Source organism: Mycobacterium sp. ACS1612 (genome assembly GCF_001667505.1).
GTDB lineage: Bacteria > Actinomycetota > Actinomycetes > Mycobacteriales > Mycobacteriaceae > Mycobacterium.
In genome coordinates this window covers 1-23850 of the sequence record NZ_LZHZ01000002.1, presented here as the reverse complement: position 1 = coordinate 23850, position 23850 = coordinate 1, and the positions used below count along the sequence as shown (strand labels likewise).

The 23850-nt window shown below is 66.5% G+C and carries 21 protein-coding genes; 7 read left to right on the top strand and 14 right to left on the bottom strand.

Going from position 1 to position 23850, the window contains the following annotated elements:
• Positions 1-56: 56 nt before the first annotated feature.
• Entirely contained in the window at positions 57-4301 is a 4245-nt protein-coding gene (locus tag A5724_RS00910; RefSeq protein ID WP_067794725.1) for a VCBS domain-containing protein, read from the bottom strand.
• A 1110-nt stretch (positions 4302-5411) separates the two neighbouring features.
• Between A5724_RS00910 and A5724_RS00905 the strand changes: the two genes are divergently transcribed.
• The gene (locus tag A5724_RS00905) at positions 5412-6923 is read left to right on the top strand and encodes a hypothetical protein (protein ID WP_156752070.1); all 1512 of its coding nucleotides are present in this window, start codon (positions 5412-5414) and stop codon (positions 6921-6923) included.
• A gap of 61 nt (positions 6924-6984) precedes the next feature.
• On the opposite strand, the gene A5724_RS00900 is transcribed toward A5724_RS00905, so the two are convergent.
• The 3 genes from A5724_RS00900 to A5724_RS00890 are packed head-to-tail and all read right to left on the bottom strand — an operon-like array spanning position 6985 to position 9901.
• Positions 6985-7869 (bottom strand): LLM class flavin-dependent oxidoreductase, encoded by an 885-nt coding sequence (locus tag A5724_RS00900; protein WP_067794719.1) that lies wholly within the window; start codon positions 7867-7869, stop codon positions 6985-6987.
• A gap of 50 nt (positions 7870-7919) precedes the next feature.
• Positions 7920-8765, bottom strand: a complete 846-nt coding sequence (locus A5724_RS00895; RefSeq protein ID WP_067794716.1) for an SAM-dependent methyltransferase — start codon at positions 8763-8765, stop codon at positions 7920-7922.
• 17 nt (positions 8766-8782) lie between these two features.
• A complete protein-coding gene (locus A5724_RS00890) occupies positions 8783-9901 on the bottom strand; it encodes a TDT family transporter (protein ID WP_156752069.1) in 1119 nt (372 codons plus the stop codon).
• A gap of 92 nt (positions 9902-9993) precedes the next feature.
• Between A5724_RS00890 and A5724_RS00885 the strand changes: the two genes are divergently transcribed.
• The 4 genes from A5724_RS00885 to A5724_RS00870 all read left to right on the top strand — a co-directional run bounded on the left by A5724_RS00885 (position 9994) and on the right by A5724_RS00870 (position 14014).
• On the top strand, positions 9994-11310 hold the full coding sequence (locus A5724_RS00885) for a sensor histidine kinase (RefSeq protein ID WP_067794713.1): 1317 nt from the start codon (positions 9994-9996) through the stop codon (positions 11308-11310).
• Positions 11298-11942 carry a response regulator transcription factor gene (locus tag A5724_RS00880; RefSeq protein WP_067794710.1) on the top strand — a complete coding sequence of 215 codons (645 nt, stop codon included), beginning with the start codon at positions 11298-11300 and terminating at the stop codon, positions 11940-11942. Before A5724_RS00885 ends, A5724_RS00880 begins: the two co-directional genes overlap by 13 nt.
• Before the next feature lie 22 nt (positions 11943-11964).
• Positions 11965-12846, top strand: a complete 882-nt coding sequence (locus tag A5724_RS00875; RefSeq protein ID WP_067794707.1) for a DUF4097 family beta strand repeat-containing protein — start codon at positions 11965-11967, stop codon at positions 12844-12846.
• Positions 12847-12961: 115 nt separating this feature from the next.
• Positions 12962-14014: a methyltransferase domain-containing protein gene (locus A5724_RS00870; RefSeq protein WP_067794704.1), complete on the top strand. Its 1053-nt coding sequence runs from the start codon at positions 12962-12964 to the stop codon at positions 14012-14014.
• Between the two features lie 7 nt (positions 14015-14021).
• Here the strand turns inward: A5724_RS00870 and A5724_RS00865 are convergent, their stop codons facing one another.
• Entirely contained in the window at positions 14022-15035 is a 1014-nt protein-coding gene (locus tag A5724_RS00865) for a nitronate monooxygenase (RefSeq protein WP_067794701.1), read from the bottom strand.
• Positions 15036-15064: 29 nt separating this feature from the next.
• The gene (locus A5724_RS00860; RefSeq protein ID WP_067794697.1) at positions 15065-15595 is read right to left on the bottom strand and encodes a GNAT family N-acetyltransferase; all 531 of its coding nucleotides are present in this window, start codon (positions 15593-15595) and stop codon (positions 15065-15067) included.
• A 19-nt stretch (positions 15596-15614) separates the two neighbouring features.
• Between A5724_RS00860 and A5724_RS00855 the strand changes: the two genes are divergently transcribed.
• Positions 15615-16007: a VOC family protein gene (locus A5724_RS00855; protein WP_067794694.1), complete on the top strand. Its 393-nt coding sequence runs from the start codon at positions 15615-15617 to the stop codon at positions 16005-16007.
• On the opposite strand, the gene A5724_RS00850 is transcribed toward A5724_RS00855, so the two are convergent.
• Together A5724_RS00850 and A5724_RS00845 are read right to left on the bottom strand one after the other, a co-directional pair.
• Positions 15976-16635, bottom strand: a complete 660-nt coding sequence (locus A5724_RS00850; protein ID WP_067794691.1) for a maleylpyruvate isomerase family mycothiol-dependent enzyme — start codon at positions 16633-16635, stop codon at positions 15976-15978. The genes A5724_RS00855 and A5724_RS00850 overlap by 32 nt on opposite strands.
• Positions 16622-17524, bottom strand: a complete 903-nt coding sequence (locus tag A5724_RS00845; RefSeq protein WP_067794688.1) for an alpha/beta hydrolase — start codon at positions 17522-17524, stop codon at positions 16622-16624. The genes A5724_RS00850 and A5724_RS00845 overlap by 14 nt, the downstream gene beginning before the upstream one ends.
• Positions 17525-17611: 87 nt before the next feature.
• Between A5724_RS00845 and A5724_RS00840 the strand changes: the two genes are divergently transcribed.
• The gene (locus tag A5724_RS00840; protein WP_067794685.1) at positions 17612-18250 is read left to right on the top strand and encodes a TetR/AcrR family transcriptional regulator; all 639 of its coding nucleotides are present in this window, start codon (positions 17612-17614) and stop codon (positions 18248-18250) included.
• Here the strand turns inward: A5724_RS00840 and A5724_RS00835 are convergent.
• The 6 genes from A5724_RS00835 to cysD form a co-directional block, all read right to left on the bottom strand.
• On the bottom strand, positions 18247-18747 hold the full coding sequence (locus A5724_RS00835; protein ID WP_067794682.1) for an RrF2 family transcriptional regulator: 501 nt from the start codon (positions 18745-18747) through the stop codon (positions 18247-18249). The genes A5724_RS00840 and A5724_RS00835 overlap by 4 nt on opposite strands.
• A 10-nt stretch (positions 18748-18757) precedes the next feature.
• Positions 18758-19420, bottom strand: a complete 663-nt coding sequence (locus A5724_RS00830; RefSeq protein WP_067794679.1) for a pyridoxamine 5'-phosphate oxidase family protein — start codon at positions 19418-19420, stop codon at positions 18758-18760.
• Positions 19421-19429: 9 nt separating this feature from the next.
• Positions 19430-20026 carry a cysteine hydrolase family protein gene (locus tag A5724_RS00825; RefSeq protein ID WP_067794676.1) on the bottom strand — a complete coding sequence of 199 codons (597 nt, stop codon included), beginning with the start codon at positions 20024-20026 and terminating at the stop codon, positions 19430-19432.
• Positions 20027-20151: 125 nt separating this feature from the next.
• Entirely contained in the window at positions 20152-20883 is a 732-nt protein-coding gene (locus A5724_RS00820; RefSeq protein ID WP_067794672.1) for a 3'(2'),5'-bisphosphate nucleotidase CysQ, read from the bottom strand.
• Positions 20880-22724, bottom strand: coding sequence for a sulfate adenylyltransferase subunit CysN (gene cysN / locus A5724_RS00815; RefSeq protein WP_067794667.1), 1845 nt, complete (start codon positions 22722-22724; stop codon positions 20880-20882). The genes A5724_RS00820 and cysN overlap by 4 nt, the downstream gene beginning before the upstream one ends.
• Positions 22724-23647: a sulfate adenylyltransferase subunit CysD gene (gene cysD / locus A5724_RS00810; RefSeq protein ID WP_067794824.1), complete on the bottom strand. Its 924-nt coding sequence runs from the start codon at positions 23645-23647 to the stop codon at positions 22724-22726. The genes cysN and cysD overlap by 1 nt, the downstream gene beginning before the upstream one ends.
• Positions 23648-23850 lie beyond the last annotated feature (203 nt).

Below are 23850 nucleotides of genomic sequence, written 5' to 3'. Positions count from 1 at the left end.
CCGCTGATACGTTCGGTACCCTTCGACCGCACCGTACCGCTGCCGCAGAGCCCCGCCTAGAGTTCGACACCTCCGCCGCCGGCGAGGAAGGCTTCGTTCTCGTCGATCACGGCTTCGATCACGGTCACCGCGAGCTTCGGGGTCCAATCCTGTTTGTAGACGCCCATCGTTCCCTGGGCGAGATCGAACGTGGCGAAGTCGCGCAGGGTGTGGATGTACGCCGGTCCGGCGTAGTCGAGGTCACGCCAGGTGGTCAGGAAGTCGTCGATGTAGTTGGCCTGTCCGGCCTCGGTGACCAAGTAGGACGGCATGCCGTACTCGGTGGCCCAGATCTTCTTGTTGCCGTCACCGTAGGCGGCCATCACGTCGTGGATCTGGTTGGCCATCATCAGGGGTGAGCCGGCCACCGACCCGCCTTCTGAGAACAGCACCATGGAATACGGATGGAACGACAGCGCGTCGAAATAGCCTGCGGCGCCCGCCTCGTACATCTCGGTCACGAACCGTACGGAATCGATCGCCTGCGTGCCGGAGTCGGGCGCGGCGGCGATGACACCGCCCACCACAACGGCATTCGGGTCCGCAGCCTTGATCGCGGTGTATCCGGCCTTCAGAAGCGCGGTGTATGCGGCCGGGTCAGGTGTCGGTTCCCAGAACCGGTAGTAGTTCGGCTCGTTCCAGACTTCGTAAGCCGACACCTTGCCGGCGTAACGTGCGGCGGCCATGCCGGCGTACTCCGCGAACTCCGCCATATCGGCAGGCGGTCCGCCGAGCGACGGCGACCCGGGCACCATCGCCCAGTCGGGCGGCGAGTTCAAAATGCCGATCACCGTCATGTCGCGGGCGTTGGCGGAGTTGACCATTCGGTCGACGGCTGACCAATTCCAGGTATCGTTCGACGGCTCTACGCCAACCCAGGGAATCATGATCCGGATCGTGTCGACTCCGTCGGCCTTGAGTAGATCGAGCGCCCGATCGATCTGGGGTTGCGTAAACCCGTACATCTCTTGAACGTTCATCCCGACTGTGGTGGCTCGCTGATCGATGGCGGAAGCCGAGGTCGAGGGCGGCGCGATCGTGACGCTGACATCGAACGTCGTCGTCCCCCCGTAGCCATCGCTGGCGACGACTGTGAACCGATCCATGTCGACTTCGGCAGTGGTCTTCGTGCCCCACCTGGCTTCGACGTTCGGTATGTACGTGAACGTGCCGCTCGGATCGATGTTCACCACACCCTTGCTGGGGCCGGTTGCCAGCGAATAGGTCAAGACGTCGCGTTCCTCGTCGTCGGCGAGAAGGGTCCCCGTCACCTTTCCGATGGCGACATTGGGGTCTCCGACCGACGCCCGGCCGTTGGTGGGCGCCGAATTGACATGGCCGTACGGAGCAACGGGAAGGTTGACCTTGACGGTTGCGGTGCCGCCGTATCCGTCCGCCACCGTGATGGTGACCACGTCGGTCTTGGTGGCGGTGGTGGCATTGAGCGCCGACGCGGCTTGACGGGCAGCGTCGGTCGGCGTGTAGGTGAACGCTCCATTCGGCCCGAACACCAACGCTCCCTTGGCCGGAGTGGTCGAACTGAACGACAACGGATCGTTGTTCACGTCGACGGCGGTGACGGTGCCCGTGACCCGGCCACTGTTGAGATCGGTGAACAGGCCACCGACGGTGGCGCCCGTCGGCGCGTAATTCGTCGGACTCACGGTGACGGTCACCGACACCGGTACGACGCCGCCGTGGCCGTCGTTGATCGTCACGGTGAACGTGTCGACCTTGTCGGCAGCCGTTGCGCCCACCTTCGCGGCGGCGTGCCGCGCCTCCGCGGTGGGGGTGTAGGTGAACGTGGTGGCCGAAGTGGTCGACTTGAGCACGACGGTGCCCTTGGCGGGATCGCTCACCGTGAAGGTTCGTACGTCGAAGTCCCCGTCGGATGCGGTGACCTTGCCGGTGACGACTGCGGATATGGCGCTTGGCGTTCCGACCGTCAACGTGTACGTCGGCACCTTGTTGGCAGGCAGAATGTTTACGGTGGTGGTCGGCGTGACGACGCCGCCTCGGCCGTCGGACACCGACACCGTGAACGAATCGGTGAGCGCACCGGACGGGGGGTTGTCGAGTGCGGCGGTGTGCCGGGCGGTTGCGGTCGGGGTATAGGTGAACGTGCCGTCCGCCTTGAGCGTGAGCGTGCCCTTGGTCGGCTTCGTGACCACGGTGTAGGTGAGCGGGTCACCGTCCGGATCGTTCACCACCACTTTCCCGGTGAGCGTGCCGGTCGTGACGCTGGGGGCGTTGAGGATCGGGGCACCGACCGTCGGCGCGGTGTTAGGGGTGACCATGCCGACGACGTAGACCTTGTCGGCGTCGTAGTCGGTGACGAACAGCTTTGTGCCGTCCGGACTCACCGCCGACCGAGGCGCGACGGACATGGCCGTCGTCGAGATTCTGGTGGCGACCGTGGTCAACGGCGCTCCGGTGGCGGCGTCGAGAGCAACCACGCGGCCAACCGTGTCGGTGACGAATAGCGTGGTGCCGTCGTTGCTGATGCTCACCGACGATGGCACCCCAGCGACGGTACGGGTGGCGACGACGGCACGCGTCGCGGTGTCGTAGACGGTGACCTTGCCGTCCGCAGAGCTGACGTACAGCCGCTTGTTGTCCGGACTCACCGCCAAACCCGTTGGGATGCTTGGCAGATTGGCGATGGTGGTGACGGTGCTGGAGGTGTAGCCGAACACCGCAACGGTGCCGCCGCCGGTGGTCTTGTTGCTGATCACGTAGAGCTTGGTCTTGTCGGGGCTGACGGTGATGCCGGTGGGCAGTGAGCCCGCGGGCAGTGTGACGGTTCCGCTGACGGCGTTGGTGGCGGTGGTTATCTTGGTCACCGTGCCGGCGTCGCGGCTGGTGACATACAGCACGCTGCCGCTCGAATTGATCGCCATCGCACTGGGTTTGGCGATCGCGATGGTCATGACCACCGCAGCGGTCTTGGTGTCGACGACCGTGACGGTGTTGTTGTCGAGGCTGGAGACATAAAGTCTCGTGCCGTCGGGTTTGATCGCCAACCCGTCGGGCGTCGGCCCGACGGCGATGGTGCCGATCACGGTGTTCTTGGTGGTGTCGATCACCGTCACCGTGCCGGCGGTCCGGTTGGTGACATAGGCGCGGGTGGCGGTTGCGACCACCGCGGTGGCGTCGTTGACCGCGCCGATCTCGGTCTGCTTCGCGATCGGCAGGGGGGCCACTGGAATGTTCACCACGGCCGGCACGCTGTTCGTGCCGTCCGACACCGTGACGGTGATGGGGACGGTCACCGTGGCGGAGGCGACGCCCGCGTTGATCCGCTGTGACGTTGTCGGCGTGTACGTGAATTTGGCGGTGGTGCTGTCGAATACCAGCGTGCCCGCGGTCGGCGGAGCGGTCAGCGCGTAGGTGACCGGCTGCCCCTCGGGATCGGTCCCGATGACTTGGCCGGAGATCGCGCCCGAGGTCGAGACCGGTGTGCCGAAGACGACATCGACTGTCGGGGACTGGTTCTCGACAAGTGCGGTGGTTGTCGCGAGTGCCGCCAACTGCATGGTCTCCGGTTGTGTCGCCCCGATCTGTCGACGCGCCGCGGCGGCGAACACCCACGCCAGGGGCGATTCGGAGGGGATGCGCGGAAGCGCACCGAGTATCGACGACAGGATCGGTGACACCACCCTGCTCAGCACCGCGGCGACAGGGGAGGACGCGACCTTGGCGGATACCGGTTGTGGTGTTGAGAGTGTCGTCGGCACTGCGGACTCGGCGGCAGCCGAAATCGTGACCGTTTCGGCTGGCTCGTCGGTCGGCTGCGCCTGGGCCTGCGCCGTCTGTGATGCGTTCGTCTGCGCCATCACCCGCGCGGCAGCGGCGGCGGTCTTCTTCGTGTCGGGCGTTTTCGTGGCACTCTTCGGTTTGGTCGTCCGCTTACCCACGCCCGCACCGGAGGTGTGCGCGCCGCCGGAGCTGGACACCGTCACACCCGACGCCACCTCCACGGTGGACGACGACGGCGACTTGTGCTCACCGCCCGACGTCGCCGGCTCCTTCGGCTCCGTAGGTTCGACACCGTTGGCATCCGGTGTCTCGGTCTTGGGTTCGCCGTCTGTCGCGGGCTCGCCGGCTTGTTTGTTCTCCGTGTCGTTGTCCACCGCCGGGCCGGCGGTGGTGGATTCGTCAGGCGCCGCGGAGGCGATTGCGCCAGGTGCCCCGATCGCGATTCCAACTCCGAGCGCTACGGCCAGGGCGCCGATGCGCCCGACATACCTGCTGTAGCCCATTTCCCCCACCTTCTTCGCTGAGCTATCACGAAGAAATCCGGGCGGTCGAGCGAACACCCGGACTAGCCGCGCCCCCAGTCGCTCGGAGCCAGCTTCAGACTAGGCCTTTGCAGATGGGAGTAATTGACTTTGGCGAAATTTCCTATTGGCATTTGCGTCTGCAAGCAAATTCCGCTAAGCGATGTCGTTTGCTTGTTCTGCTCGATCACGGTCTCGAGCACACGGACCGCGGGCTTGGCCGTCCGGTCCTGCCGGCAGTCTCGGCCTGATTCGCCTCCGAGACGATCTCCGCCGGCTGGCCATACTCGGTGGCCCAGATCTTCTTGTTCCCATCGCCGTTGGCGACCATAAGGGCGATGGCTGGCCGCGAGCCGGATCAGGCGATTTCACCATGCGACCGATCACCCGCAACAACCCGTCCAGACGGGGTTCTCAATACTGGTTATAAATAGTTGCTGCGCTAAGTAACTTTGCAGATTGTTTCGCTTTGCGGATAGCCGTGTCTTTTTCTGCAAGTCGCGGCGTTAGACGCGCCGGTAAAGTGTTGCTGATGCGCCGGTCCTCACAGCTCTCCAACGGGGGATGTTGCCACTCCGGACAGAATAGTTTCGGCTGCCTGCAAGCGAGGCAAGTGCCACGACCTCCAGGCCGCTGCCAACACCGAGCGTGTCTCGCAGCGCAGGCCGTCACAAGACGCAACCGACACTTGGCAAACAAACCAGCCGGCACGGGCCATCGCGGCGCCACCAGGTGAAACCAGATGATCCAGCTGGTAGTGGGCTATCGCAAACGTGCCGGATACCGCAGAAAGGGCAAAGGAACACACCGACACTGGCATATGTCTTTGCTGTGTCTTACGAATCGTCAGACGACATCAGCAAATTGCTGAAAACAGCTATGGAATGACGATCGCAATTCATGAGCAAAGTCGGTTCGGCCGAGGAATTCGGGCGCCCTGAAAGTATTTGCACAAGATCGGTCGATATCAGCTAATAAGCCACCAATGACCGGTCGAATACATGGCCGGTGAATTGCTGAAATTTGTATGCATTTCGCGTTCCTCCGGCGTAAATTGTTTGCTATCCAACCACCCAGGCAAAGGGGGCTCAAATGGAACTGACAGTTCGCCAACACCTCGCCGCCGGGATAGCCGTAGTCGGAGCTAGTGCACTTGTGGCAAGCCCGATCGCGCCGCCCGTGCCCGACCTCCACGTGCCGTCGCCACCGTCGATCACCGCCGATACGCAACTTCTGGGGCTCGCCTCCGACGCGGCCGAGGCGCTGGCGTTCCTGGTCACGCAGACCTCGCAGCTGGTCAACTTCGGCCTGATCCAGGTGGCCGATGGCGCAACCTTCGGGGCGGACCAGTTCGCCGATCTGATCGCGTTCGGCGCCGACGGAGTCAGCTCCTTGACTGCCGCCGCCGCACAAGCCGGGGTCTTCTTCAGCGACTCGCTCGCCGAGCTCATTGTGTTCGGGGTGAGCCAGACCGAGACCGCAGTCAACTTCCTGCTCGCGCAGACAGCGGCCGCTGTTGCCTTCGGGGCAGAGGGCGTCGCCGGCCTGGCAGCCTTTGGCGCGCAAGCTTTCTCAGGACTGGTGACGGCCGCGGCAGACGCCGGGGTCTTCGTGAACACCTCGATAGGTGAGCTGGTCACCTTCGCGATCGATTCCGTGCTGCCTGCACCGATCGCGGGTGCGCTGACACCACTCGTGGCGGGGCTGACCGGGTTGGTCAACTTCGGCATCACCCAGACGGCGGGCGCACTCAACTTCGGTGCGGACGCGTTCGCCGATCTGGTCGCCGCCGGTGCCGCCACCACCGCCGACCTGGCGGCGGGAATTGCCACCGTTGGCACCTTCGCCACCAGTCAACTGGCCGATCTGGCGTCGTTCGCAGTGACCCAAACCCGCGACCTGGTCGACTTCGGAATCAACCAGACGGCAGGCGCCATTTCCTTTGTGGCACAAGGGCTCGCCGGCCTCACCGCATCGGGAGCGCAGACGTTCTCGGACCTGATCACCGCGGCGGCCGACGCCGGGGCGTTCGTCAGCACCGCGGTAGCCGATTTCCTCGTGAACGTCATCACGGGTGTCGGTAGTGCGGTGCCATTCGCCGCGGCGACCGCCACCGCGAAGGTCGCAGGTCCGGAGACGGTGCCGGCGGCCGAATCTCGGCTGCTCTCTGTGAAGGTCGACAACACGGCGGTCGATGCCAAGCAACTGAAGACGCCGGTCCAGGTTTCGACGGCGAAGAGCGACAACGACTCGCAGTCGTCGGGCAGCGGCACAACGGTTGCTGCCACACAGAGTTCAGGCTCCACGGTCGACAAGACCGGTGCCCAACCAGTGAAGTCGCAGCCGGAGACCGACAAGAGCGGCGCCAACACCGACACGTCCGGTACCGAGAAGTCGGGCACCGACACCGACAACGCCTCGGTTGGGGGCGAGACCGCGTCGAACGGCGACAAGAAGGTCACCGACAGCACCAAGAGTGTCACCCACACCAAGGTGTCGAAGAAGAAGGCCACCAAGAAGGCTTCGGCAGACACCGCGAAGTCGGATGACGCCACCAAGGACAAGGCAGGCGCCGAGTCCGGAGGTGGTTCGGAGAAGAGCTGACCGCAGTGAGGTTCGGGCCCCTCGTCGGCGGACCGGGGAGGGGCCCGAATCTTTCACCGGCTCAGCGGAAGTCGGTGACCACGTCGGCGACCCGGCGCAACTGGTCGATGTCGGAACTCGTCGGGATGAGGTGCACCTCGTCGGTGCCGATGTCGGCGAACTTACGCAGCACCGCGGCCAGATCGTCGTCATCGCCCGCCCATCCGGTGCCGGGCGCCATCGCGTCGACGACACTGCCCGGGATCCAATTCATGTACCGCAGCAGATGCCGGTGCACCTGCGCCCTGGCTTCGGCGGCGTCGTCGCCGATCGCGAACCAGAAAGACGTCGCAAGCTGCGGTTTGGGCTTTCCCGCGTTGGCCCACGCCTGCCGGGCCACCTCGAAGAGCTCGTCCTGTTTCTCGGTGTCCAGGTCCAGAGTGGTTCCGGCCAGTCCGTCGGCCCAGGATGCCGCACTGCGAACGGTTTTCGGGCCCATGGTGCCGACCAGCAGGTCGGGCCCGCCTGCCTGGACCGGCGCGGGGCCGACCGGAACCACGGACTCGGTGACTTTTTCACCGGCCCAGACGCGCTTCATCACGGCCACCCTGTCGGCAAGTCCGCGCATCGTCTGTGTCGCCGGGTCGGCGCCCACCGCGCGGTAGTCCTCCTGCCTGCCACCGATGCCGATACCCACGGTCAGTCGGCCGCCGCTGAGCATGTCGCCGGTCGCCAACTGTTTGGCCAGCATCACCGGGTCGTGCAGTTGTGGCACGACGACCGTCATCACCAACCGAACCCTGTCGGTCCAAGCCGCGAGTGCGCCGAGCAGCGTCAACGCCTCGGGGTTGTCGAACGCGATGCGCTCACCCCAGCACAGCGACGTGAACGGGCCGCCGTCGGTGACCGTGGCCCACGCCTTCAGCGTCGCCGCGTCCAGATTGGTTTCCATCACCGGCATGGTCATCCCGATTCGCACGCCGCGATTCTGGCACGGGCCGGCCGCAACCCGGATCGTCAGGCCTGCGCGAAGCGGACCACACCGCTGTAGGTGCTGTTGCCGGGCTTGCCTGGATCGGGTTGCGGCAGCCACGCCAGCGGGCGCATCCACCGCGGCAATCGGTTGATGCGGCGCGCCACCGTGAACACCGATTCGATTTCGATGGCCCGCCAGCCGAGGTCCTCAAAGAACGCCACACCGTTCTCGGGGGCGAATTTGAACGGCGCGCTGTCCAGCATGCCTCGGCTGCGCTTGTTCAACCGCTTCTGCAGGCCGGGGCCGGAGAAGTCGAGCATCCACCAGGCCACCTCGGGCCGCTTCAGCGCCGCCGACAACGACACCACGTCGCGTTGTTCGAGATACATCAGCAGCCCTTCGGTCAAGACCAGGGCTCGCCTGACGCCTGCCAACTCCTCGTCCAAAAAGGCATCCCTGGCGACGGGATCAGCCAGATCGACTGCGTGCCTGGCCAACCGGCAGCGCGGGGGCTGGTCGGCCAACGCCTGCTGCTTTTCGGCGAGCAGGTCGGGCAGGTCCGCCTCGACCCACGCGAAATCGGGTGGCAGCTCCAACCTGTACGGCCGGGTGTCGAGTCCCGCGGCCAGGTTGAGCACCTTGTCACAACCGCCGTCGATGGCTTCGAGGATGACGTCGTCGATGACCTTGGTGCGGGCCACCAACCACCAGCCGTTACGAAGTGCGCGCGGCCCTTTAGCCACGATGGCACGACCGCGCTCACCGGCGAGCCGGTCGGCCAGCGGGTCGTCGAAAAGCGCGTCAGGACGGGCCGATTCGATCGCCCGGTAGGTGGCAACCCAGCGCGCCGTATCCGAGACGTGAGAGATCAGGGGCTCGGTCGCCATGCGGCGAGTCTGCCACGCTAGGCAGGCGGATCCTTTTTTGCCCTGATCGGATTCGGCGAAGGCGGCGCGAAGATGTTGCCCTGCAAGCCGCCTCGCAATGTCCGCGCCGCAACCAGACACCACGTGCTCAGCAGCCCCACATATCCGATGGCGGCGGCGACGCGAAACGACGGCAGCCCGGTGTGCACCGCCAACTGTGTCGTGCCGGTGACGAAGGTACCCACCGGGAAAGTCAGGCTCCACCAAGTCAGTGCGAACGGCATACCGCGGCGCAACGTGCGGATCGTCAGTGCCGTCGCCAACGCGATCCACAGCACCGCGAAACCCCACACCGGAACCCCGTAGACGATCGCGAATACGGCCATCCCGTCGGCCAGGTCCGGATCCACCGCGAGTGCGGCGTTCGCGCCGAGAAGCCCTGCCGCCGTTATGGATTGGCCGAGCGGGCCCAGCACAATCCACAACGTCGGCACCCGCGCCGTGCCGGAGGTGCCGTAGTGCGCGAGCCGACTCCACACCATCGTGATGATGATCAGCGACGCTACGAGCGACAGCCCGAACATCGCGTAACACCCGTAGAGCATGGTTTGCCTGCCGGTGCCGGGTGCCATGTGCGGGATCAGCAGAGCGCCCGTCGCGGCCGACACCATGGGCGGCACCACCGGCATCAGCCAACCACCGAAGGCGGCATCGGGTTCTACCCGGTACTGAGTGAACATCAGGTACGGGATGCTGATCGCGGTGAACAGCCCGCCGGCGGTTCCCGCCGTCCACAGCACCCAGTCCAGGTCGGCGGCCGCCTGTTCGCCGATCAGATCCCTGCCGACGAGCGTCGCGCCTGCGCCGACGGTCAGCAACGCCATCGGCGCCGCGCCGTAGAAGTGGCCCATCTGCGGGTTGTGGGCGTGGCTGCGCGCCACGGTCGGATGCCGTACCCAGTGCGCGACCACCGCGACTATCAGCATCACCAGCCATACCGTCGTCGCGACCCACACCGCCTCGGCGAACGCCCGCAGGCCAGGGATGTGAACCGGCAGGGTGGCACCAGCGGTGGCCACGATGCCGGTGCCCATCACCGAGGCGAACCAGTTGGGGCCCAGGAAGCTGAGGCGTTGCTGCCGGTCCGTCGTCGTCATTGCGTCATCATCGCGCCTACGGGGGTTTTCCCCCGGCAGGGTCTCGGGAAAACGCTGTGTCGCTGCGCGCCTGCGGTCCATAGGTTGAAGGCATGGTCGCACTCACCGACACGAGTCCCGAGACCTCGCAGGCACCCGCTACCGGCGACGGCGCCGCGGTGCGCCACCGCAACATCGGCGTGGTGTCGACCGCCTCGCTGCTCACCGGGGCAGCGGTCGCGACAGGCTGGTTCTGGATCCCGCTGGCGATCCTGATCATCGGCATCTCGTCGATACCCAGCGGCATCGGCTTCGCCCTGTCGGCAGTGGTGTTCATCTACCTGATGCGCGGCGTCGAACACGTCGAACGGCTGCGCAGCGAGGCGGTGTTCGGCCTCGGCATCGCCGTTCCCCCGCGGCGGCTGTCACCGTATGCCGGATTCCAGCGGTGGTTGCACCAACTGTGGCTGGACATCAGCAGCGCCCGGTTCTGGAAAGCCACCGCCCACCACTATCTGCGGATGGCCTACGACATGCTGGCAGCGGGTGTGGCACTTGCATTGCTGGCGTTCGCTTTCCTCGGCCCGGCCGCGGCCATCGCAATCAGACACAGCGACGCCGACGCCGGATTGTCGTTCCTGTCGCCGCCGCTGGCGTTTCTGCTGGCGGTCCTCGCCGTCGTCGGCGCGGTGGCCATCCTGGTCTTCGCGCCGGCCGTCGACGCTGTCATCGATCGCTGGCTGTTGTCCCCTTCGCCGACCGCCGCGCTGCAGCACCAGGTCAGCGCGCTGTCATATGCGCGTCAGGGCGCGGTGTCGTCTGCGCAGACGGAGCGCCACCGGATCGAACGCGATCTGCACGACAGCGTGCAGCCCCGATTGGTGTCACTGGCCATGACCATCGGTCTGGCCCAGACCAAGCTGGACACCGACCTGCCCGCGGCCAAACAGTTGATCGCGGAGGCCCACGACGATGCCAAGAGTGCACTCGTCGAGTTGCGCAACGTGGTCCGCGGCATCGCGCCGACAATCCTGTCCGACCGCGGCCTGGACGCCGCGCTGTCGGCGGTGGTGCAACGCGCGGAGAGCACGGGCGTGCCGATCGCTTTGAATCTGTATCTGCCCCGCAGGTTGCCGGACGAAGTGGAGTCGGTCGCGTATTTCGTCGTCGCAGAGGCGGTGACCAACGTCGCCAAACACGCCAGCGCCTCGCGGGCGGTGGTGACGGTGCGACTCGACGAGGCCGCCAATCAGCTCTACGTCTCGGTGTTCGACGACGGCCGCGGCGGCGCCGCGATCACCACCGACGAGAACGCCACCGGCCTGCGCGGCCTCGAGGAACGGGTGCGTGCCGCGCACGGCACCTTCCACGTGTCCAGCCCCAGCACCGGGCCGACCATCGTCACAGCGGTACTGCCATGCGCGTCGTGATCGCCGAGGATTCGGCGCTGCTGCGGGCCGGCATCGAGCGAATCCTCATCGACGCCGGCCACGAGGTGATCGCGGGTGTGCCCGATGCGACCAACCTGCTCCGTCTGGTCAATGAGAAGCGACCCGACCTCGCCATCGTCGACGTGCGAATGCCTCCCACCTTCACTGACGAAGGCATCCGCGCCGCGGCGCTGCTGCGCAGCCAGAACCCGGAGTCCCCGGTGCTGGTGTTGTCGCACTACGTCGAGGAGCGCTACGCCGCTGACCTGATCGCCTCGGACACAAGAGGATTCGGCTATCTGCTCAAGGACCGCGTCGCCGATGTGCCCGCGTTCCTCGACGCCGTGGACGTGGTGGGTGGTGGCGGCACCGTCCTGGACCCGGAAGTGGTGTCGCAGATCCTGGTGCGTTCGCACCGCCGCAGCGCGCTCGACGAGTTGACGCCGCGCGAACGCGACGTGCTGCAACTGATGGCAGAAGGCAAGACGAACTCCGCGATCGCCTCGGCACTGCACATCTCGGTCGGGTCCGCCGAGAAACACATCGCGTCGATCTTCACGAAGCTGGATCTGGCACCCGACGAGAGCGAGAACCGCCGCGTGCTGGCGGTGCTGCGCTACCTCGAATCGTGAACCGCTGAAAGGGTTTTGGCTGATGACAACCTTTGCTCCCCCACCACCGGCACCGACCAGTGCGCCGCCTCCGCTGTCCCCCGGCTGGCGGACCGCGTTCCGGTTTGTGCTCATCGCCGGCGCGGTGGTGCTGGTGGTGGGGGCCCTTGCCTCGCTCGGCACGGTGGCGTGGGGTATCTCCAGCTTCCGGGTCATCACTGACAGCAAGCCGCTGCCCGCCGGGATGCGGTCAGTGGTGGTCGACACCGGCGACACACCGGTCGCGATCCGCATCACCACCGACCGTGACGCCCGTGAGCCGCGGGCCGATCTGCGGATGGTCAATTCGACCCGGGCAGGGGCACATCCCTTGGCGGTCAAGGCCGAAGGCGGCGACACACGAATCATGATCAGCGGCGAATCAACGCCGTTTCTGGATTGGGGCCGGGCGGGCGAGATGACGCTGCTGCTGCCGCCGGAGCTGGCCAGACGATTGTCGGTCACCACCCGGCAGGACAACGGGATAGTGTTCGCGCAGGCCGGCATCGATCAACTGATTGCGCACACCGACAATGGGCGGGTCATCCTCGGCGGCTCCGCTCGGCGCATCGAGGTCGACACCGACAACGGCGATGTGGTCAGCCGTGATCCGATCTCGGTGTCCGAGTCATTCACTGCCACAGCCGATAACGGCGATGTCAAGGTGGACTTCGCCGAAGCTCCACCGCGCACCATCGACATCACCAGCGATAACGGCGACGTGGTCATCGCGCTGCCTGCGCGTGGCCCCTATGCGGTGAATGCGAGCACCGACAACGGCGACACGGTGGTACGGGTTCCGCAGGCGACCGATCGAGAGAAGGCCGCGGCGGTCATCACCGCGCGCTCGGAGAACGGCGACGTGATCATCGAGGATTCGCGCTAGCGCCGCTTGGCGTCGGGGTCGGCGTCGGGGCGAAGCTGAACTTGTGCTCGAAATCTTGCCGATTCCTCGCACACAAGTTCACGTTCGACGTAGGAATTGGGTGGGGGTGAGTGCAATGGCCATTGACGAAGCAAAGCTGAACGAATTCCTAGGCAAGGCGGTCGCTGATCTCGGTGCCGCAGTCAGCGCCACGCTCGTGCTGGTGGGCGATCGCCTCGGGCTGTACCGGGCGCTGGCCGCCGGGTCGCTGACGTCGGACGAGTTGGCGGAAAAGACGGGCACCCACGAGCGATACCTCCGGGAGTGGCTCGGCAATCAGGGCGCCGCCGGCTACGTCGAGTACGACCCCGACACGGGCAAGTGGTCGATGTCTGCAGAACAAGCGGCATGCCTGGCCGATCCCAACGGGCCGGTCGACGTGCCCGGTGCCTACCACATCGTCCAGGCGCTGTTCCACGCGCTCGGGCGCACAGTCGAGAACTTCCAGACCGGTGAGGGCATGGAGTGGGGCGAACACCACCCGTGCCTGTTCGTCGGCACCGAACGCTTTTTCCGAGCCGGCTACAACGTGAACCTGCTCGAGTCGTGGCTGCCCGCACTCGACGGCGCGGTAGATCGCCTGCAGGCCGGCGCCAAAGTCGCCGATGTCGGCTGCGGTCACGGGGCAAGCACCGTGCTGATGGCCAAGGCCTATCCGAATTCGACGTTCATCGGGTACGACTACCACCCGGACTCCATACAGGTGGCGACCACCCGCGCCGCGGCCGCCGGTGTCGAGAACGCGTCGTTTGAGGTGGCAGACGCCGTCAGCTACAAAGGCGAGGATTTCGACCTGATCGCGTTCTTCGACTGCCTGCACGATATGGGCGATCCCGTCAGCGCGGCGCGGCACGCGCGCGACGCACTCGCCGGCGACGGCATCGCAATGATCGTGGAGCCGTTCGCAAATGACCGCATCCAGGACAACCTCAACCCGGTCGGCCGGGTGATGTACGGGGCGTCATCGCAGGTCTGCGTGCCGGTGTCATTGGCGCGCAACGGTCCCGCACTCGGTGCGCAGGCCGGCGAACAACGCCTGCGCGAGGTCGTCGTCGACGGCGGCGGCTTCACGCAGTTCCGGCGGGCCACTGAGACACCGTTCAACATCGTCTACGAGGCCCGTCCGTAACCCCACGCTACGTCAACGACGCGATTATCTCCGCGACGGTCCCCGTCCTGGCCTGCCGAAATCCGGTGCCCGCCCACACGTTGACGGCCTCCGGGTCACCGGCGCGCACGGACGCGGCACGCAACGGACTGGTCAGCCAATGGATCTCGGGGTAACCGTACGTCGCCTCCGCCTCGTGCTCGTCGACGAACCGGTTGCGCAGTCCGCGTGCATAGCGGCCCGAGAATGCGCGCGTGACAACGGTTTCGGTGAATCGCGGATTCTGCAGCGCGGCGCGGTGCACCGGGCTGCTGCCCGCTTCGTCGGACAGCAGGAACGCGGTGCCCAACTGGGCCGCGGCGGCGCCTGCAGCCAAAACTCTCGCGACGTCCTCGGCCGTCATCAATCCGCCCGCGGCGACAACGGGCACGTCGACCGCGGCTTTGACCTCCGCGAGCAACTCGTCGAGCGGTTGAGTGGCCGGCGGCACGCCCGGGTCGAAGGTGCCGCGATGCCCGCCTGCCGCCGGCCCCTGCGCCGCGACCGCGTCGACACCGTTGGCGACCGCCGTGTAAGCCTCCGCCAACGTAGTTACGGTGCCGACCACAGCGATGCCCGCCTCCCGCAACCGACGGCACTCGTCGGCGGTCGGCGCGCCGAAGGTGAACGACGCGACCTCCGGCCGCACGTCGAGCAGCACCTCGATCTTGGCCGCCCAGTGGTCGTCGTCGAACCGGGGCTCACCGAGTTGCGCGCCGTACCGCTGCGCCTCCCCCGCGAGCGCCTTCGCGTACCGGGCGATGTCCTCGCGGGTGCCCGCACTCGGTTGTGGGGCAAACAGATTCGCGCCGACGGGGCCGGAGGTGAGGGTGCGGGCCGCGGCCAGCCGCTCGGCGAACACCTCCGGTGTCAGATAGCCCGCCGCGACGAAACCGAGGCCGCCCGCGTTGGTGCCTGCCGCGGCGAGTTGCGGCGTCGTCGGCCCACCGGCCATCGGGGCGACGAGGACGGGCACTGAAAGATCGCGAAAGTCGAACGCCATCGATCCTTCGTACCACCCGGGCTCCGTCGTTACCGCAAGGCCTTGCCGAACAACAGGCAGTCCTGCGGCTCGCCGCTGATGTTCGGCAGCACGGCATAGCGGGCCAGCCGGCCTTCCAGCGTCAGCCCGCTGCGTTGCAGCAGCGCCGCGGACGCGGCGTTGTCGACATGGCAGTGCGCGGTGACCCGATACACGGTGGGGTCGCGCTGGGCCTTGTCGAGAAGCAGTTGCACGACTTCCGACATCAGGCCCCTGCCCCACCAGGGCCTGCCCAGGAAATAACCGAAGTCGATGATGTGCGGTTGCGGCCTGCGCCAGCCGCACACCCCGATCGGACCGTCGCCGTCGAGCAATTCGATGATCCACGTGGTCTCGCCACCGACGTTGAAGATCTCGGTGATCACCCGGCGCGTCTCGGATACATCGGTATGCGTGCGCCACGACATGTACCGCGATACCTGCGGGTCAGACACGACGTGGTCGAACAGCGGCTGCGCGTCGTCGATCGTGGGTGCACGCAACCTGATCCGCGTACCGGCGAGCGTCTCGACTTCTGACATAGGCCTATCGTGGATTGATATGGCGATCACGTTCAACCACACCATCGTCGCGGCTAAGGACCGCGAGGAGTCAGCCCGGTTCTTCACCGAGTTGTTCGGTCTGCCACCTGCCAAGGAATTCGGCCCGTTTCTGGCCGTCGAACTGAACCACGGCGTCAGCCTCGACTACGCGCAGGTGGGACCGGACGAGGGCATCCGCCCGCAGCATTACGCGTTCCTGGTTTCCGAGGACGAGTTCGACGCGATCTACGGCCGCATCCGTGAGCGCGGCATGCAGCATTGGGCGGATCCGCACGGCAGCAGACCGGGCGAGATCAACCGCAACGACGGCGGCCGCGGCGTGTACTTCCAGGACCCGGGCGGGCACTACCTGGAAATCCTCACCCGTCCTTATGGCTCAGGTGGCGGCTGACCCGCGACGTCAGCACATCCACACCGTCACCGTCGAGGCGGCTCAGCATCGCGGGCCGGTTGCCGAGCACGCTCACCAGTTCGGCGGCGCGGCCACGGACTACCGGTCCTCGATCACCGTACGTCCAGCCGACGTCGGTCGCGGCCAGGCGCAACCCGCGGCCGTTCGCATACGCGGGGACAAACGGGTTCGGCACGCGCACTTGGGTTTCCAGCACAGCGACGAGCGCATCGGCGGGGATCACAGGCTCGCGGCCGAGCGCAAACAATATGTCGAGTTCGTGCGTGACGTGATCGCCGAGCAGCAGCGGCGACGGGAAGTAACGGCCGAGCCCGTGCGGGCGTTGGGTCAGTCGCTGGAAGTCGTCGAGCAGTTCGGCCGGGGTGCGTGCGGCAGCGAGCGAACGCGCCATCGCGGCGTTGGCCCGGTCGAACGACCCTCTGTGGCGCAGCATTTCGGAGATCACCGTTGCGGATGAGGCGCTGTGCCCGACGACGAGATGGGCGAGCACATCGTGGTTGGACCAGTGCTCGCACAGGCTGGGCCGTGCCCACTCCGCGGCGCTGAACCCGGCGGCAAGCTCATGAAATCGCGCGTCGTTGGCGCGCAGGCGGTCACGCGCGGACACCGAGGTGCTCCTGAAGAAACGCGGTTTGGTCGGCCATCACTTGTGTAGCAAGCGGCAGGTGGTAGATCGCGAAATGATCGGAGTCGTAATGCTTGGCGACACCACGAGGTGCGCGCCGCGCCAGCAACGCCGCGTACGCGGGGTCCATCAGGTTCTCCCGGTCGCAGACGCAGACGAGCAACGGCGCCTCGATGCGGCGAGCGTGGCGCAGCGAGGACGTCAACACCATGGCCACCGCGTCGGCGGCCGCGATGCGGTTGTCGAACCGCCCGCCGGGCGGGACAGTCGATCGCCAACCCGATTCGGCGCCGTCGACGGTCACCATGGCGAAGCCCGCTGGCGGCCCGACGATCGGCATGTACCGGCGCCCCCTGCGAAATGCCGTGCGGAGCATGTCCTCCGCAATGGCGGGCGTCAGTCGCAACGCGGCGCGCACTCCCAATTTTCGCGCCGCACCGGGCCCGTGCACGATCGGGCACTGCACCACCGCGGCCGCCACGTCGGAGCGCTCGGCGGCGACCCGGACCACGTTCATTCCGCCCAGGCTGGTGCCCCACAGCCCGACCCGCTCCGCGTCGACGTCCGGTCTCGCCATGACGTGTTCCAGCGCCGCCACCACATCTTGGCGTTGGTCGCGAGCCGAAATGTGTTGGCGCGGCAGACCACCCGAGCTACCGGTGTTGCGGTAGTCGAACGCCAGTGTGGCTATGCCGGCTCCGGCGAACTGCTGCTCGTACTGCGCCAGCATCATGTCGTGTGTCGCCCCGAGCCCGTGCACGAGCACGACGGCCGGATGGGGCCCAGGTCCGGCGGGCAGCGTCAGCCATGCCGCGCAGCCCTCGCCTCGGCATGAGAAGTCGACCCGTTGGGTCGGGATGGTCGCCGGCATCTACACCTCCGATATAAGTACACCGTACGTGTTGGCTACACTGCGTTACGTACGGTGTACTTGTCAAGGGGTGTCGAGGGGTGACAGATGCGGGCACGGTTCACAACCGACGAGATCGCTGCGACGGCGCTCGAAATCGTCGACGAGGAAGGGCTTTCCGCCCTGAGCATGCGATCGGTGGCTGCCGCGTTGGGCACGGGACCGATGACGCTCTACAACTATGTGCCCGATAAGGAAGGGCTCGAGGAGTTGGTCGTCGCCGCGGTGGTCGCGGATGTACGACTGCCCGCACCGACAGACGATTGGCAGCACGATGCGTACGCGATCGCCGACGCGATGTGGCGTGGCATCCGCGCGCACCCCGCCGCGATTCCGCTGGTGCTGACCCGTCGTACGTTGTCGGCCACGGGTTATGCCGCCGCCGACGCGCTGATCTCCGCACTCGAGCGGGGCGGGCTGCCCGACCACGACCGATTGGCCGCGTTCCACGCCGTGCTCGGCTTCGTCATCGGCGCCGTGCAGACCGAATTGGCAGGCCCGCTGACTCGCGGCCGTGACGCGGCCGATGTCGCTGCGCGGATCGGCACGGTGGCGGGCGACGCGTATCCGCACATCGGGTCACTGTCGAAGGTTGCGATGCGAATGTCGCCCGAGGAGGACTTCGACCGCGGGCTGTGCATGCTGCTCGACGGCATCGCGACGCGCAGATTGCGCAAGCGTCGCTAGCCCACGGGATCTTGCGACGGCTCGGCCGTCGTGTGGCCGCGCTGCTGCTCCTGGCCGAGGTAGTCGCCCGCCATCTTCGCAACGTGGTTGGGCAGCGTACCCGAAGCGACGTCGGCGAGGCTGGTCTCTTCGAGCACCGATCGCATGCTGGCGCGCAGCGCGCGCCACACGTCGGTCAGTGCGGCGGTCGGACCCGAATACGGCAGATCGCCCAGCCCGATATCCCGCACGCTGGCCAGCGGCCCGTCGATGCAGCGCAGGACATCGGCGATGCTGATGTCGGCGGCCGCCCTGGCCAGTTCGTAGCCGCCGTCGCGGCCGCGGTGGCTGCGGACCAGCCGGTCGGTGCGCAGTTCGGACAGGATGTCGACGAGAAACTGCGGCGGGATGCCCTGCGCCTTCGCCAGGTCGTCGGTCTTGACCAGCACACCGGCCTCGACGGTGGCGAGCTGGATCATGGCCCGGACGGCATACTCCGCCTTGGCCGACATCCGCATGTTGGCCAGGTTAGTCGGGATTGTCGAAGTTACCGCTCAACGCGCGTACAGACGCAGGCATCGGCGTGCCGGGCAGGTTGTCGGGGGCGGGCTGCGGCGGGCCATAGGTGACCGTCATCGGCACCACGCCCGCCCACGCTCCCGACGCGACGTCCTCCGGCGGATCCTCCGGCCAGCCGTCGCTGACTTTCAACGACCAGTTCGTCTCGCCGATGGCCAGCCGCAAGGCCTGCGTAGCCGCGATTTCCTTGCGGTTGCTTGCCCGCAATTCGGCGACTCGCCCCGGGATGAAGGCCTCCACCAACGCGTCGAGATAGCGCTCTTTGTCGTCTCCGTCGATCACCTCGAACCGCCCGAAGATCGCGGCGCTGCGGTAGCGGAACGAGGACTCAAACCCGCTGCGCGCCACCATCACACCGTCCAGCGCGGTGACCGAAACCGCCGCCGACGCGCCGGCCGCCAGCGCGCGCAGCCACGGTGAACCGGTCGACCCGTGGATGACGAGTTCGTCGTCGAGGCGCGCGAAGCCCGTCGGGAACACGACGGGATGCCCATCGCGCACCAGAGCGACCGTCGCAAGGGGTGTGCTGTCGAGGAGTTCGTCGAGCCGCCGCCGCGACGTGTCCTGCTTTTCGCGGAGCCGGGTGACCTGGGTGGAGGGCGTGGCCGACATGCCGAAAGACTAATCGGGGATGTCGTAGGCGCCGGGCACGACGACCGCGAACAGGTCAGCCATCGCGGCCAGGCTGGCGGCCTGCAGCGCCTCGGCGGACACCGTCGAGTCACCCACTCCTGGCAGCGCCCTCGTCGCGGTGGCACTAGCGACCACAGTCGGCGCATAGCCCAGGTTGAACGCGCCACGGGCGGTGGAGTTGACGCACATGTGCGTCATGAACCCGGCCAGCACCAGATTCGTCGCGTTGGAGGTCTTCAGGACTTGGTCGAGGTCGGTCTGCACGAACGAATTCGGGTAGTTCTTCACCACCACCGGTTCACCGTTGCGCGGGGCCACGCGGGACACGATCGCGCCGCTCTCCCCTTCGATGTCGTAGAGGGAACCGGGACCGTCGTCGTGCTGGATGTGAATGATCGGGATGCCTGCCGAGCGCGCCCGGTCGAGCAGCGCGGCGGCCTCGTCGAGCGCCTCTTGCACGCCCTCGAGTTCCATCACGCCGCGCGTGTAGGTGTTCTGGCAGTCGATCAGGATCAGTGTCGATTCCGAGAGGCTGACCGGCTGTTGCGGTAGATCGGCCAGGACGCGCAGGGTCGGGTTGCTCACGCGCCGAGCGTACTGGCATCAGGCTGCAGCGTTCGCGATGAGTACGGGCGCCGCGAACCGCACCGACCCGTCACCGGTGACGAAACGTGCGAACCGCGTCTCGGCGGTCCCGCCGCACCGGCCGATCAGCCCGAGGTGACCGTCAGCACCGCGTCGGCGAACTCGGGACGGCACACCACGAGGTCCGGCAGCAACGGGTCGGCCTGGTTGTAGACCAGCGGCGTGCCGTCGATGCGTGACGTGTGCAGGCCCGCCGCGCGGGCGACCGCGACCGGCGCCGCGGAGTCCCACTCGTATTGGCCGCCGGCATGGACGTAGACATCGGAGATGCCCTGCACGACCGACGCGACCTTGGCGCCGGCCGAGCCCATTTCGACCAGCGTGCCGTCCAACGCGTCCCGCACCGCGAGTGCAACGGCGGGCGGCCTGGTGCGCGACACCACGATGCGCGGCTTGTCCGCGGCTGCCAGCGGCGCGGTGACCGTCGGCGTGGCAAGCGTGATGCCTTGTGCGGGAAGGGCAACCGCGCCCGCGACCAACTCCCCCGCCTGCCACAGCGCGACGTGTACCGCCCAGTCGTCGCGGCCGGGCTCGGAGAACTCCCTGGTGCCGTCGAGCGGGTCGACGATCCACACCCGCTCGGCGGACAGCCGCACCGAGTTGTCGGCACCCTCCTCAGACAGCACCGCGTCACCGGGCCGCTGCGACGCCAGCGCGTCCGTCAAGAAGTCGTGAGACCGCTTGTCGCCCGCGGCTTTTCGCTCCGCCTCGGTGGCGTCGGCCAGCTCAGCACGGATGTCGAGCAGCAGTTTGCCCGCCGCCGTGGCCAGTTGTGCCGCCACCTCGTGGTCGGTCACCGCTTGCTTTCCAACAGCTCGATCACCAGGTCGGCGAGTTCCTCGGTGCTGCGGTCCGGCGTCAGTCGCAGATCCGGGTTCTTGGGCCGCTGATACGGGCTGTCGATCCCGGTGAAGTGGGTGATCTCGCCGGCCCTGGCCTTGGCGTACAACCCCTTCGGGTCACGACGTTCGCAATCCTCCAGGGGCGTGTCGCAGAACACCTCGAAGAATTCCAGGCCGGCTTCGGTGGTGAGCTTGCGTGCCAGCGCGCGGTGCTCCTCGAGCGGGCTGATCGCCGGGACGAGCACGACCTGACCCGAGTCGGCCAGAATCGCGGCGATGTGAGCGAGCCTGCGCTGGTTCTCGGCGCGGTCGGCCATCGAGAAGCCCAGGTCCGCATTCAGGCCGTGGCGCAGGTTGTCGCCGTCGAGAACATAGGCGGGACAACCTCTTTCCAACAGCTTCTGTTCGACGAGCATGGCCACCGACGACTTCCCGGAACCGGACAGACCGGTGAACCACACGGTGCGGCCCTTCGACAGCCGGTCTTCGGAGGTGCACAGCGATTCATGGCGCACAGTGTTCGGGCTTGCGGTGCGGGCCGTCACATAGGGCAGGATCATGCCTGCCGCGACGGTGCCGTTGGTGTTGGGGTCGATCAGGATGAACGAACCGGTCGCAGAGTTGCGGCTGTACTCGTCGAGCAGCAGCGGCACCTGGGTGCGCAGCGAGACGCGGCCCAGCTCATTGAGTTTCAGTGCAGTCGCGGACTTGTCGCGGTGCAGGGTGTTGACGTCGAGCCGGTAGTCGAGCGCGGTCACCCTGACCCGCGTCGTGTGTGTCGTGTGCTTGATGATGTAGTCGCGGCCGGGCTCAAGCGCCGATCCGTCGGCCATCCAGCACACCGTGGCGTCGAACTCTTGCGTCACCCGCGGCTGGTTGTTCGGCCGCGCGATCAGGTCACCCCGGGAGATGTCAATGTCGTCGGCGAGGCTGACGGACACGGCCATCGGCGGAAAAGCTTCCTGCACAGGGCCGCTCGGGCCTTCGATCGTGGTGATGCGGCTGGTCTTACCGCTGGGCAGCACGACGATCTCGTCGCCGGGACGCATGACGCCGCTGGCAACGGTGCCCGCGTAGCTGCGGTGGTCGAGGTGATGGTGCGTCTGCGGCCGGATCACGTACTGCACCGGGAACCGCACGTCGACGAGGTTGCGGTCGCCCGCGATGTAGACCTCTTCGAGGTGTGACAGCAGCGAGGGCCCGTCGTACCACGGGGTGTTGCTCGACTTGGTCACCACGTTGTCGCCCTGCAGCGCCGACAACGGGATGGTGGTCACGTCGTGGATGTCGAGACGGGCCGCGAACTCATGGAACTCATCACGAGTCGTCTCGAATGTCTTTTGGTCCCAGTCGATCAGGTCCATCTTGTTGACCGCAAGCACGATGTGCCGGATGCCCAGCAGCGACGCCAAAAACGCGTGCCGACGCGACTGCTCCAACAGCCCGTGCCGCGCGTCGACCAACACGATCGCCAGCTGCGCGGTCGACGTGCCGGTGACCATGTTGCGGGTGTACTGGATGTGCCCCGGGGTGTCGGCGATGATGAATTTCCGCTTGGCCGTGGCGAAGTAGCGGTAGGCAACGTCGATCGTGATGCCCTGTTCGCGCTCGGCGCGCAGGCCGTCGGTGACAAGCGCCAGGTCGGTGTAGTCGTGCCCGCGTTCCTTGGAGGTGCGCTCGACGGCCGCCAGTTGGTCCTCCATCACAGCTTTGGAGTCGAACAGCAGCCGACCGATCAGCGTGGACTTGCCATCGTCGACCGAGCCCGCGGTCGCGATGCGCAGAAGTGTCGTCATCAGAAGTAACCCTCGCGCTTGCGGTCTTCCATGCCGGCTTCGGAGATCCGGTCGTCGGCGCGGGTGGCGCCGCGCTCGGTCAACCGTGACACCGCAGTCTCGGCGATCACCTCGGAAACGGTGCCCGCCAACGACTCGACGCAGCCGGTGCAGGTTACGTCGCCGACGGTGCGGAAGCGGACGGTCTTCGTGACGACTTCCTCGTCCTTGCGGGGCTGCATGTACTTGTGCACCGCGAGCAGCATGCCGTCGCGCTCGAACACTTTGCGCTCATGGGCGTAATAGATCGACGGCAGCTTGATCTTCTCAGCGCCGATGTAGGACCAGATGTCGAATTCGGTCCAGTTCGACAGCGGGAACACCCGAATGTGCTCGCCCTTGCGGTGCCGCCCGTTGTAGATGTTCCACAGTTCAGGCCGCTGGTTTTTCGGATCCCACTGGCCAAACTCGTCGCGGAAGGAGAACACCCGCTCCTTGGCGCGGGCCTTCTCCTCATCACGTCGGGCGCCGCCGAAGGCCGCGTCGAACTTGTTCTCCCGGATGGCGCGCAGCAGCGTGAAGGTCTGCATCGGGTTGCGCGACGGGATGGTCTCGACCACACGCCCGGCGTCGATGTCGTCCTGCACCTTGGCGACGACGAGGCGGACCCCGGACTCGGCGACGAGTTCGTCGCGCGCGGTCAGCACCTCGTCGAAGTTGTGTCCGGTGTCGACGTGCATGACCGGGAAAGGCAGTCGGCCGGGCCGGAACGCCTTGATCGCCAGGTGCAGCATCACGATGGAGTCCTTGCCGCCGGAGAACAGCAGCACCGGCCGCTCGAACTCCGCGGCGACCTCGCGAATGATGTGGATGGCCTCGGCCTCGAGCGAGCGCAGATGGCTCAGCTCGTAGCGGCCGGGATTGAGTTCCTGCGTGGCGGTCACCACAACCTCATTAAGTTGGTAGAAATGACCAGAATAATCTGCATAACCGGATATGAAACCAGCCCTAGCCTGCGCTGTCAATGCAACTTCCGCGGCGAGCAGACGCAAAAGTGCCCATTTTTGGGCGGCGGTTTCCGGGGGTGATTGCAACAGCCATTTAGTTGGAGGTTGTTGTGTATGTGAAGGCGCATCCGTGGGTTGTC